The organism is Methylophaga sp. F7 (assembly GCF_056863975.1).
On sequence record NZ_CM166511.1, the window covers coordinates 1,039,581 to 1,052,178 of the forward strand.

Below are 12,598 nucleotides of genomic sequence, written 5' to 3' on the forward strand. Positions count from 1 at the left end.
TAGAATGTCACAATATCCCACCATTGAATCCTGCATAGGCAATACACCTCTGGTCCGTTTACAGCGATTGCCCGGCAATACCAGTAATACGATTTTGGCTAAGCTGGAAGGTAATAACCCTGCCGGATCGGTTAAAGATCGGCCGGTTGCCAGCATGATTCGCCATGCTCAACTGAGAGGTGATATTGAGCCTGGCGATACGCTGATTGAGGCGACCAGTGGCAATACCGGTATTGCGCTGGCAATGGTCACCGCTATTCTGGGATATCGGATGATTCTGATTATGCCGGAAAATATGAGTTCGGAACGGCGGGCTTCAATGCGGGCTTATGGTGCCGAAATTATTTTAACCGATGGAATGGAATCCGCACGTGATTTGGCGCTGCAGATGCAGGCGATGGGGGAAGGCAAAGTTCTGAATCAGTTTGGTAATTTTGATAATCCATTAGCGCATTATGAAACGACTGGACCTGAAATCTGGCGGGATACCAATGGAGAAGTAACCCATTTTGTCAGCGCCATGGGAACAACTGGCACCATTATGGGGGTTTCCAGATATTTGAAACAACAGAATCCAGCAGTTCAGATAGTCGGGGTTCAACCCGTCGAAGGCTCAAAAATACCGGGTATCCGACGCTGGTCAGCTGCTTATCTGCCAGAAATCTTTGAGCCGGAACGAGTAGATATGACGCTTGATGTAGAACAGGAAGTTGCTGAAGACACCATGCGCAAACTGGCCAGTGATGAAGGCATCTTCTGTGGCGTTTCATCAGGTGGCAGTGTTGCTGCTGCGTTACGATTATCGGAAACGGTTTCCAATGCTGTTATCGTCTGCATTATTTGTGATCGTGGTGATCGCTATCTTTCAACGGGTGTGTTTCCGGCAGACTAATGCTAGCCAGGACTCTAGTCTTATTGGTTTTATTACTGGTAGCGACCTCCCAGTTACATGCAATAGAACAGGCAGCTATTCAGATCGGCTCCTGGTCAAGCGAGCAAGTCGACATCACTGATTTGCAAGTTGAAGTCAATTTACAATCCACCGGATTAGCGCTTACTGCCACAGCCAAACAATTACAGTTAACAGCACCAGTAGGTCTGTTAAAAAATGTCAGACTGCGCTGTGAAACCTTACGCTGGTTATCCGGGCAAATAGATTGTCAGTCTGGTCAACTGGACTTCACTCATGCTCTTTGGGGCAACCAAAAAATAGCATTCAATATTAAATCTCGTGCAGAAGAAGAAAATTATCAACTGACTTTAACAGGTATCCAGCTGGATCAAGGCAGCATGGATGTTCAGGCGGATTACCAACAGGGTCAATGGCAAGCTCAGGTGGCCGGGGAAAATGTTGCGTTAAACAGTTTGGTTAAATTTATCGGTCCATACGTTAATGAAAAGCAACTGGAATTACTTTCGCAATGGAATATCAATGCCCTAATGGATATTGATGCAGAACTTACCGGTAATCAAACACGCTTAGCCTCGGCAAACGTTTCCGGAAAACTAAGAGATGTAATGTTTGCTGATCCCAGCGGAAGTTATGCTGGCGAAGCTCTGGCAGCCCAAATACAACTGGCACTGCAAATCGAAAATGATCGCTCGTCATGGCAGCAAACGCTAACTATCGATAAGGGCCAGACCTACTTTGAACCGATCTTTTTGGATTTGGCTGAACACTCTGTCACGTTAAGCAGTGAAGGACAATTCAATAATGCTAACAAAACATGGCAGATAAATGATGTTGAATTTTCACAAAGCACTTCCATTTCAGCCAATGCAGAGTTAAATGGTAAGGCAACGCAATTAACACATCTGCAAATGGACCTCCGTAGCACTGATTTAGCACAATTATATAAAGACTGGTTACAACCATTTATTCCAGGTTCGTCCCTGAGTCATTTGCAAACCACCGGGGAGTTAACAGCCAGTTTGCAATGGCAGCCAGAGCAATATCTGTTTCAAATGAGTTTACAGTCGGTCACGATAGTCGATGATGCTGGACGGTTTGCTATTGATAACCTTGAAGGGAAACTGGGATGGACTAACCAGGAGTCAGTGATACCGATTGATTTACGCTGGAACTCGGCTTCTATTTTATCCTTGCCATTGGGTGGCTCAACCTTACAGGCAGAAGCGAGTCAGAATCAGATTCAATTTTCCAATTTGTCATTACCTATTCTGGATGGAGCATTATCACTGAATGACTTTCAATTAAGTCTTGATGAAGAGCAGGGAAGAAGCTGGCAGTTTGAGGGATTATTAAGCCCGATTTCAATGGATCAATTAAGTCCTTTACTGGGCTGGCCAACGCTTCAAGGTAAATTGTCCGGCATGATCCCCAAAGTCAGTTATGCTGATGAAGAGATCACTGTCGATGGAGCATTGTTACTGAAATTATTTGATGGCACGACGGTGATTAGAGATCTCCGTTTACAACAGCCATTCGGAAGCCTGCCTCAGTTGTATGCCAATATCGATATTAACCGTCTGGATCTACAGACGCTCACCAATACTTTCGATTTTGGTAATATAAGCGGCAAATTAGATGGTCGTATCCATAATTTACGCTTATCAAACTGGCAACCGGTGCAATTTGATGCATTATTTGAGACACCAGAAGAGGATCCAGGTCGGCGGCGAATAAGTCAGCGTGCCGTCAATAATCTTTCGCAGATTGGTGGTGGTCCGGCTGCCATTTTATCGCGTGGGTTTATGGGCCTGTTTGAAGATTTTTCCTATAGCAAAATTGGTCTAAGTTGTCGTTTGATGAATTCTGTCTGTCAGATGGGTGGTATAGAACCTGCTGAGCAAGGGTACTATATTGTTAAAGGTGGCGGCCTGCCACCATGGATTAATGTGATTGGCTATAACCGTGAGGTGGATTGGCCAGAATTAATCGCCAGATTAAAAGCGGTCAGTCAAAGCGACGGGCCAGTTATTCAATAAAGGAAAATCGAATGGGTTTATTAAAATGGTTAACGGGCACTACCGCAGGGTTAATGCTGATTTCCTGTGTGACAATCAATATCTATTTTCCGGCAGCGGCTGCTGAAAAAGCTGCAGATCGAATTATTGAAGATGTATGGGGACGCGAAAACCCGACGCAGCCACAACCGACTGAATCGGAAGACAGTACTAGTGCTTTAAAACAGAATATGCCGCTTGCAATGCAGGTATTGAACTGGTTGGTCTCACCGGCGCAGGCAGAAGCTAATTTGAATATTAATTCGCCGGCAATTAATGCTTTGCAGGCAAAAATGAAACAGCGCCATGAGAAACTTCATCCGTTTTATCAAACCGGTGCGGTGGGATTAACCAGTAATGGTCTGATTACCTTGCGTGATGCCTCTGCAGTGCCATTAAAAGATCGTAATACAGTAAATACTCTGATCGCTGAAGAGAATCAGGATCGTAACGCCTTATACGCTGAAATAGCCCGTGCTAACGGGCATCCTGAATGGGAATCTGATATCCAGGAAACCTTTGCCAGGCGCTGGATAAGCAATGCAGCCAAAGGTTGGTGGTATCAGCAAGGCGGCAGCTGGAAGCAAAAATAATTTTTCAATCAAGTTTAAGTCCGGTTATGCAAAAGCATGACCGGACTTTTTTTATGTAATTTTCGTTTAAAGGTTTAACAAATGGCACGACGTAATCACAGAAAACGGCTCCCTACAGAAGCTGTTCAGGCAACTATAGAGAGTCTTTCTCATGATGGTCGTGGCATTGCCCGAATTGAGGGTAAAACCGTCTTTGTCGACGGTGCGTTGGCGGGTGAAAATGTGTTGTTTAAATATACCCGGCTGCATAAAAAATATGATGAGGCCAAAGTAATCTCGATTGAGTCTGCCTCCACGGATCGCGTTGAAGCAAAATGCCAACATTTTGGTGTGTGTGGTGGGTGCAGTTTGATGCATATGTCACCAGAAGCTCAGTTAAGCCTGAAACAAGACACCTTAAAGGAACAGCTTTCGCACTTTGGACAACTGACACCAGAGAATTGGTTAGCACCGTTAACTGGCCCTCTGTGGGGCTATCGACGTAAAGCTCGTTTAGGTGTCCGTTATGTGACCAAAAAAGAAAAAGTGCTGGTCGGCTTTAGAGAAAAAGGGTCACCTTATCTGGCTGAGTTAACGCAATGTGAAGTATTGGATCCACGCGTTGGATTACGCCTGGAAGAGCTGGGGGAAATGATTGCCAGCCTTGAAGCCTATAACCGAATCGCACAAATAGAAGTGGCGATGGATGATGCCAATACAGCTCTGGTTTTCCGGAATATGGATCCATTGTGTGAAACGGATAAGCAAAAATTGATTAACTATGGTCAGCAAAAGGATTTGTGGATCTATCAACAACCAGGTGGGCCGGATACCGTCAGTCCATTATGGCCTGAAGCACCACAATTGCATTATGCACCTGAAGAAGGTCTCAGACTGGAATTTGCCCCGGGCGATTTTACTCAGGTCAACGCCGCTATCAACCATAAAATGATTGCCAAGGCGATTGAGATGCTTGATTTGCAGGAAACCGATCGGGTACTGGATCTGTTTTGTGGTTTGGGTAACTTTACCCTGCCTTTGGCAAAACGTGTCCGTAGTGTGATTGGGGTAGAAGGGGATAAATCTCTAGTGGCACATGCACAGAGAAATGCCGGGATGAATGGTCTGGACAACGCTGTATTTGAAATGGCTGATTTAACGATAACACAATTGAAAGATTATCCTTGGGCACAGGAAGGTTTCACAAAAGTATTACTGGATCCTCCCAGAAGCGGCGCGTTTGAAGTGCTGGGTCAGATTGCTGATCTGGGCGCCAAAACCATTGTTTACGTTTCCTGTAACCCCGCTACTCTGGCCCGTGATGCCGGTGAACTGGTGAATCAATATGGATATACGCTTGTACAAACCGGCATCATGGATATGTTTCCTCATACCAGTCATGTTGAATCGATCGCATTATTTCAAAAATGATGGGAAAATATTTCTAGTAGTTTTAAATGGTTCACAAAGTACTCGGAAATTGAAGTTAAAAAAGTTCCCTATTTAGTACCAAGGTACAATAGTTTTAGGAAATTTTTCCTTTAATATAGGCAACATTGCTCCAGGAATGAACCGGAGCAATACTAAATATTTGAGTGCCAACCTTGGTGTGAGCCAAGAGACGGAAAGCCACGGGTCTTCCTTAATAAGATAGCCGGGTTGCATTTTCAGGAAGGAAATGTAAATGAAATTATTAACACCAATCTTTGCCGCGACACTTTTGATGTTAGGTTTTTCTACAACTGCATCAGCCACTTTTTATCATCCTAAACCACATTACTGTGATAATGGTGATCTCTGTGATAATAGCCAGCCTTTCTCAACTACCTTGACGACTGGCGATATTAATAACAGTGGAAAATACGCTTACTGGGGTTTCGATAGTATCGATGTAGCTGATTTGACAATTGAATCAGCAACTTTAACTGTAAAATCTAATGCTGATAACTTTTTTATTTTCGGGTGGGATAAAATTTTCGCTTATACAGATAATTGGTATGGCACTGGACTTGAGCATATTGGCTGGCTAGATGGCGGTTACGATGTTTTTTCATTAAGCTCTAGTCTTTTTGATGAAATTATTGATGGTTTATCACTGAAAGCGCTTTTCACCGATAATTCAGAAGACGTTTTTTGGTCAAAACTGGAAGTTTCTGGCGTCTACTGTCCGCCTATTAGTGAGGTTCCTTTACCAGCAGCGGTATGGTTGTTCGGTTCAGGTTTAATGGGCTTTATGGCTGTTCGCAGAAGAACAAAAGCAAACCAACAAGCTTAACTCTCTCGTAATACCGTAAAATAAAAACCGTGGCTTTCGAGCCACGGTTTTTTTATGTCTGAAAAAAAGAGTGAGTTGAAATGGCAAAGTCTGATCCGTTAGCTGAATCGCCCCCAGCTTTATTAAAAGATCATATAAATGCCAATTCTATCGATGTGTTAGCAGGATTAATCAAAGGCTATCAACCGGATTTTCCTGACGATAAGTTCAGGGTTATGGCAATGTCACAGTTGGAATCCATGCCACTTAAAACCCGCGTCAACCATCTTAGTAACGTTTTGGCAGTATTACTGGTTGAGGATTTCTCTGTGAATGCCAAATGGTTGAAGCAGGTTGCCGCGCACTGGCCCAATCAGGAGCCCGGTAAAGGTTGGCATAGTTTTATGGCATGGCCATTAATTGACTATGCTGGAAAGCAAGGGCTGCAGCAGCCGACAATCGCACTGGATGTGTTAAAGCATCTCACACCATTGTTTACTGCAGAATTTGCTATCAGACCCTACATAGAACAACATTTTGAGCTGACCTTCAAAGAATTATTGCGATGGTGTGATGATGAGAATGAGCATGTCCGGCGACTGGCATCAGAAGGGATGCGGCCAAGATTACCTTGGGGAGGGCATTTAAAGGCATTAAAACAAGACCCGCAACCGGTATTTGAAATACTGAGTCAGCTCAGAGATGACAAAAGTAAATATGTCCAAAAATCGGTTGCCAATAATTTAAATGACATTAGTAAAGACCATCCACAGCGAGTAATCGATATCTGTGGTGAGTGGTTGAAAAATTCCACACCTCAACGTCGCTGGATTATCCGTCACGGGCTTCGCAGTCTGATTAAGGCAGGTGAGCCAGCTGTATTCCCATTACTGGGTTATAGTGACCACCCAGCCGTTGAGATAGACTTTGATTTAACTGAGCAAGATGTGACATTGGGTCAAAAATTGGAAATGTTGTTGTCTATCCATTCTAAAACCAGTCAGGCTCAACAATTGGTGGTGGATTATCGTGTCTGGCATGTCAAAAACAACGGCAAGACCACCGCGAAAGTTTATAAATGGAAAAACATCGCTTTACCGGCCAAGGAAAGTATCTATCTAAAGAAGTCACACGGATTTTTAAAACTGACTACCCGGCAATACTATGGTGGCCAACACACTATTGAAATACTTATCAACGGCGTGGTTCATAACCAGGCGACGGTGAATCTAGTACTTGATTGAATTAAAGATACTACCAAATAAATTATCAACAGAAATAAAATGAGCCCCGGAGGGCTCATTTTGTTTGGTGTAAATTTAATCGATTTTACTGTTTAGCTAATGCCTGCCAGGTACTGACCACCGTATCCGGATTTAGTGAAATACTGCTGATTCCACGTTCAAGCAGCCATGCTGCCAAATCAGGATGATCCGACGGACCTTGCCCACAGATACCGACGTATTTATCTGCTTTATGACAGGCATTAATCGCCATCTCCAGCATCGCCAATACCGCTGGATCACGTTCATCAAATGCTGCGGCAATTTGTGCAGAATCCCGGTCGAGCCCCAATGTCAGCTGAGTCATATCGTTAGACCCGATTGAAAAGCCATCAAAGAATTCCAGAAACTGATCTGCCAGTACTGCATTGGAAGGTAATTCACACATCATGATCAAACGCAGGCCATTTTTACCGCGTTCCAGACCATTCTTTTTCAAAATTTTGATGACGGCTTCAGCTTCACTCAACGTCCGTACAAAAGGAATCATGACTTCAACATTGGTTAAACCCATAACATCACGGACACGCTTGATCGCTTCACATTCCAATTCAAAGCAGGCCTCGAATTCCGGAGAGCTGTAGCGTGCTGCACCACGGAAACCAATCATGGGATTTTCTTCGTGTGGTTCAAATTCAGCGCCACCAACGAGGTTGCCATATTCATTCGATTTAAAATCGGACATACGCACAATCACTTTGGATGGATAAAATGCCGCAGCAATAGTCGAAACACCTTCCGTAATACGGCTGATATAAAACTCAACCGGGTCGCCATAAGCAGTAGTTTTTTCGCGGATAACCTGTTGTACTTCCGCATCCATTTTATCGGCGGCCATCAATGCTTTCGGATGAATACCGATCATATTATTTATAATGAATTCCAGCCGAGCCAGACCAACACCGTCATTAGGGAGTTGTGAAAAGCTGAATGCACGGTCAGGATTCCCCACATTCATCATAATTTTGACGGGTAACTCAGGCATTTGGTCCAAAGACTGAACCCGATGTTCAAACTCAAGCAGTCCCTGATAAATATAACCTTCATCACCTTCGGCACAGGAAACTGTGGCTGAAATGCCTTCAGCAACTTTTTCAGTAGCATCGCCACAGCCTACTACAGCCGGGATACCTAATTCACGTGCAATGATAGCGGCATGACAGGTGCGACCACCACGATTAGTAATAATCGCCGCCGCTTTTTTCATGATCGGTTCCCAATCAGGATCCGTCATATCTGTTAGTAATACATCGCCCGCTTCAAATTGATCCATCTGATCGAGGCTGCTCAGAATCCGAACCCGACCACTGCCAATTTTCCTACCAATGGCGCGACCACGGGCCAACAATTCACCTTTATCTTTTAAAATGAATTGCTCAGTAACATTTACACTGCGGCTTTCAACCGTTTCCGGGCGAGCCTGAACAATGTAAATCTGGCCATCGTTACCATCTTTTGCCCATTCGATATCCATTGGTCTTTGGTAATGCTTTTCAATAATCATCGCCATGCGGGCCAATGATTCAATTTCTTCATCATTCAGACAAAAATGCAATCGTTCTTCGGGATCGACATCAACGGTTTTAACCGGTGATTTTGCATCACCTGAGTAAACCATTTTAAGCGCTTTCTGGCCCAGAGTTCTGCGTAATACCGCAGGACGATCAGCAGTTAATGTGGTTTTATGCACGTAAAACTCATCTGGATTAACCGCGCCTTGTACCACCATCTCGCCAAGACCGTAACTGCCAGTGATAAAGACCACATCACGAAAACCGCTTTCAGTATCCAGGGTAAAAGCCACACCGGCAGAAGCAATGTCAGAGCGCACCATCTTCTGGATACCGGCAGACAAAGCCACTTCGCTGTGTTCAAATCCTTGGTGATCGCGATAGGCAATCGCTCGATCGTTAAACAGTGATGCAAAGACTTCTCTGATAGCAAACTTGATATGGTCTAAACCGGAAACATTCAGAAAGGTTTCCTGTTGTCCGGCAAACGATGCATCGGGTAAGTCTTCTGCGGTGGCAGATGAACGTACCGCCCAGCTGGTAGAAGTACCGTATTCTTCTACTAGCTTTTCATAAGCTTCATCAATTGCGGCTTCCATTTTTTCCGGATAAGGAATGGTCATGATCCATTCACGGATGGTTTTACCCGCTTTCTGAAGTGCAACGACATCGTCAACATTCAGTTCACGTAATAATTCGTTTATCTGGTCTTGTAGTCCGTCATGCTTTAAAAACTCTCTGTAAGCATCTGCCGTAGTCGCAAAACCGCTTGGAACAGCTACACCCAACGGTGCTAAATTCTGCAACATTTCACCTAAAGAAGCATTTTTCCCACCAACTCTGCCGACATCATTCATGCACAACTTATCAAGTGGAATTACATATTCGGTCATGACTACTACCTTAAATTTTTAGTTTTATTAAATGTAATGGTTGATTCGCGGATGCGCTCACGCGCGAGGCCCATAGAGCGAACAACACGGCTGGATATTTCCTCAATAGAAGTATTTGTAGTATCAAATACCGGAATATTCACTTTCTCAAACATAATCATCGCTTTGTCTAATTCTGCCTGACAGATTTCCAAAGAGGAATAATTACTATCAGGGCGGCGTTGTCGGCGAATTCGACTCAGCGGCACCGGTTTAATAGTTAAGCCGGCAAGTTTATGTTGATGAATTTTAAGATACTCAGGTAGTTCTTCTGCTTCCAAATCTTCAACGGTTAACGGATAGTTAGCCACTTTGAGGGAGAAGTTCATTGCTAAATACAAACTGGTGGGTGTTTTACCACATCGTGAAACACCGACTAAAATGATATCAGATTCTTCATACTGATCGGGACGAATACCATCATCATGCGTCAGCGCATAATCTATGGCATCCAGACGTTTCTGATAAGTGGTATCGCTAATTGAAATTCGCGATACACCGAGTTTCTGTGATGATTCAATATTCAGAAATTTTTCCATCGAACCGATGAACTGATGAAATAAACTGATTACAAATCCATCACAGTCTTCGATAATCTCTTGGGCTTCGTTATTCACTAAGGTGCTGAAAACCAGTGGGGGCAAATGCGATTCGGCACAAAGCGCATTAATTTGCTCGCGTGCTTCCTCAGCTTTTTCTTTAGTGTCGACAAAAGCCAGAGTAATTGTTTCGAATTCAATATCAGGAAATTGCGCCAATAGACATTTTCCGTACGATTCTGCGGTCAAACCGGTCCGATCTGATACAAAAAATACGTTTCTGATTTGTTGAGTATTATTTTCGGTTACATCGTTCATTAGATAATGATGTGCTGAAATGGCTGTATTGATCAACAAAAAGTTTGTTGCAGGAAGAGATAAGCTCAAATATCAATTTCGCTCAATTGATGGTAACGCTTTGTATGGTAATTTATCAGCCGGTATCGCCGTTCATCCTGCACCGATAGAACACTAAAAATTCAACTCTGTAGTATTGCACTTAGAAAGCTGATTTAGCGACGTTCAGAAAGCTAAATAAAGTTATCTGGTATTTTCAAAACTGGCGTATTAGAGCCTATTAAAGGACGTTGGCAGGGTTACACCAAATTTGTTCATTTGACAATGGAGGCATAATAAGGTGTTTTATTTAATGCATAAAAAATGCTTCAGCATTTAATGGAATATGCCGAATAATAACTAAGTTTTAACAAACTGGATATTGATTGTTTTAGCTTGAAACGGACATCCAATATTCCATCAGACACCAAAACGTAAACTGAAACGTATTCAGTATTTTGATACCCGGCCCTACAAAAGATGTGACCCCGAAACAATCTTTCAGCCAGCAATCCGATAAAGCAAATTAAGTTTTATTATCAGATACTAAACTGTAACCGGAATTATTACCTCTAAAGACTCCAGCTCTTTAATGTATAAACAGAGTGGTCTATTCAGGACATGAATAAACCAAATGCTACCAGGCCAATACAGACCACTGAAATAAATACAATAAACTCAATGAAGTGCTCCATCAGCCATTCTTCTAACTTGTGCATGATAATCCTCCTTAACAACGTTGCTTAATAACAAGTTTTCGTTGTTGATTATCGTGCTGGCTGGGCTAGAAGACATTGATCTGGATCAAATCAAACCAGTGTTGTTTTTTTTCACTAAAAAGCAGTTGTAACTATTTAGACAAAAACCACCCGATAGCCACTAACCCCAACCAGAAAGCGGTGAAGAGTAAGATGATATGTGGAAATTTTTGCATCAAAAATTCATCAATTTTTTTGAACATGATTACCTCGTAGCAATTCATTTTTAACTGGAAACGATATCATTTGCGCGGAGATTATACCAGTTCAAATAAACTGTTTTTCTACGTTTTCAATGATATGGCGACTACACACGATAAATGACAGATTTTGCTTGTATTTAAGAAGAAGATTCTCTATATTTTCTCTTCTCGGTATGTTCTCTCGCTAGGGGAAAATTTATGTTAACTAAAAGACAGCAAGATACGCTCAACTTTATTCGCCATTACATTGAAGAAAATGATGAAGCACCTTTGGTTACCGAAATTGCCGAAGGGTTAGGAATCAAATCACAAGGCACCACGCACAGATACATTCAGGCGTTGATTGACGGGGGATATCTGGAGCGATTATCGGGAAGAACACGGGGCTTACAGTTAACTGAGCAGGAGGGGGCCGATCAATCGCTTATTCTCCCCATGATGGGAAAAATTGCAGCAGGCCGATTGATAGAGGCCGTAGCCGACGAATCAGAAATTGATCTTGGCATCATGTTTAAAGGCAAGGGTAGATATGTCCTGAAAATCAGCGGTGAATCGATGATTGGCAAAGGTATTATGCCGGGCGATTATGTGGTGATTGAATCAACCCGGCAGGCCAGACATGGCGACATGATTGTGGCTTTAGTCGATGGTTTTGATGCGACCCTGAAAACCATGCTGGTCAACCAGGATGGAACGATTACCTTAATGCCAGCGAATGACGAATTTGAGCCTGTTACGATCGATGCAAAGCGACTCAGCATCCAGGGCGTTGTGGTAGGTCAGTTACGCACCTATCCATGAATACTGATGAAAGTTGCCAAAAACTGAACTAGGGCTTGTTGATCTTTCATATCCACCACTGCTGGCGGCTATTTTTGTGTCCGACAAGGCGGAAAGCACGCAGTGTAGCCATCCTACATAAGTGATTGACAACGTAGGCGGCCGCAAAAATAGTCCCAGCCCTTCGGGTTGTGACTTAAAAGCGCCACTCTGCGTGGCCTACAAGGATGTAGGTCAGGGGCGTGAGCAGGATGCGGAAGTTTTGCTCGTCGCTTATTTAGAACAACTACAAAAACGTCAGGAACGTTTTTGAGCGCAAGCCCCTTCGGGGTGAGATACATGGATGTATCTCACAAAAGGCGCTCCTTGTGCCTTGATTGACGCTTTTTCAGCTCACAACAGAGGCGGAGATGAAAGATCAACAAGCCCTGGGCCGCTGGCTAAAAACAGCGGCCTAGTTTAC

11 protein-coding genes and 1 riboswitch are annotated in these 12,598 nt (G+C 43.5%); of the genes, 9 read left to right on the plus strand and 2 right to left on the minus strand.

The annotated features are described in order from the left end of the window. The first annotated feature begins 4 nt into the window (after nt 1–4). From cysM to AC08OG_RS05380, 6 genes are all read left to right on the plus strand, one after another. Nucleotides 5–892 (plus strand): cysteine synthase CysM, encoded by an 888-nt coding sequence (gene cysM / locus AC08OG_RS05355; RefSeq protein WP_292402179.1) that lies wholly within the window; start codon nt 5–7, stop codon nt 890–892. After that, the gene (locus AC08OG_RS05360; RefSeq protein WP_482930230.1) at nt 892–2,949 is read left to right on the plus strand and encodes a translocation/assembly module TamB domain-containing protein; all 2,058 of its coding nucleotides are present in this window, start codon (nt 892–894) and stop codon (nt 2,947–2,949) included. The genes cysM and AC08OG_RS05360 overlap by 1 nt, the downstream gene beginning before the upstream one ends. Before the next feature lie 11 nt (nt 2,950–2,960). Then, the gene (locus AC08OG_RS05365) at nt 2,961–3,560 is read left to right on the plus strand and encodes a YdbL family probable chaperone protein (protein ID WP_292355528.1); all 600 of its coding nucleotides are present in this window, start codon (nt 2,961–2,963) and stop codon (nt 3,558–3,560) included. 81 nt (nt 3,561–3,641) lie between these two features. Then, the gene (rlmD, locus tag AC08OG_RS05370; protein ID WP_482930231.1) at nt 3,642–4,970 is read left to right on the plus strand and encodes a 23S rRNA (uracil(1939)-C(5))-methyltransferase RlmD; all 1,329 of its coding nucleotides are present in this window, start codon (nt 3,642–3,644) and stop codon (nt 4,968–4,970) included. Nucleotides 4,971–5,126: 156 nt separating this feature from the next. Further along, a riboswitch (cyclic di-GMP riboswitch) is annotated at nt 5,127–5,206 on the plus strand. Between the two features lie 17 nt (nt 5,207–5,223). Then, nucleotides 5,224–5,814 (plus strand): VPLPA-CTERM sorting domain-containing protein, encoded by a 591-nt coding sequence (locus AC08OG_RS05375; RefSeq protein ID WP_292355532.1) that lies wholly within the window; start codon nt 5,224–5,226, stop codon nt 5,812–5,814. 80 nt (nt 5,815–5,894) lie between these two features. Further along, entirely contained in the window at nt 5,895–7,037 is a 1,143-nt protein-coding gene (locus tag AC08OG_RS05380) for a DNA alkylation repair protein (protein WP_482930232.1), read from the plus strand. Between the two features lie 85 nt (nt 7,038–7,122). Here AC08OG_RS05380 and ppsA read toward each other — a convergent pair whose 3' ends face one another. Together ppsA and AC08OG_RS05390 are read right to left on the minus strand one after the other, a co-directional pair. Then, nucleotides 7,123–9,480, minus strand: a complete 2,358-nt coding sequence (gene ppsA / locus AC08OG_RS05385) for a phosphoenolpyruvate synthase (protein ID WP_292355536.1) — start codon at nt 9,478–9,480, stop codon at nt 7,123–7,125. A 5-nt stretch (nt 9,481–9,485) separates the two neighbouring features. Then, nucleotides 9,486–10,376: a pyruvate, water dikinase regulatory protein gene (locus tag AC08OG_RS05390; RefSeq protein ID WP_292355538.1), complete on the minus strand. Its 891-nt coding sequence runs from the start codon at nt 10,374–10,376 to the stop codon at nt 9,486–9,488. Nucleotides 10,377–10,395: 19 nt separating this feature from the next. Between AC08OG_RS05390 and AC08OG_RS05395 the strand changes: the two genes are divergently transcribed. The 3 genes from AC08OG_RS05395 to AC08OG_RS05405 all read left to right on the plus strand — a co-directional run bounded on the left by AC08OG_RS05395 (nt 10,396) and on the right by AC08OG_RS05405 (nt 12,448). Continuing rightward, the gene (locus tag AC08OG_RS05395) at nt 10,396–10,533 is read left to right on the plus strand and encodes a hypothetical protein (RefSeq protein WP_292355541.1); all 138 of its coding nucleotides are present in this window, start codon (nt 10,396–10,398) and stop codon (nt 10,531–10,533) included. A 1,020-nt stretch (nt 10,534–11,553) separates the two neighbouring features. After that, on the plus strand, nt 11,554–12,156 hold the full coding sequence (gene lexA, locus AC08OG_RS05400; RefSeq protein ID WP_292355543.1) for a transcriptional repressor LexA: 603 nt from the start codon (nt 11,554–11,556) through the stop codon (nt 12,154–12,156). A 121-nt stretch (nt 12,157–12,277) separates the two neighbouring features. After that, nucleotides 12,278–12,448 carry a hypothetical protein gene (locus AC08OG_RS05405; RefSeq protein ID WP_292411213.1) on the plus strand — a complete coding sequence of 57 codons (171 nt, stop codon included), beginning with the start codon at nt 12,278–12,280 and terminating at the stop codon, nt 12,446–12,448. Nucleotides 12,449–12,598 lie beyond the last annotated feature (150 nt).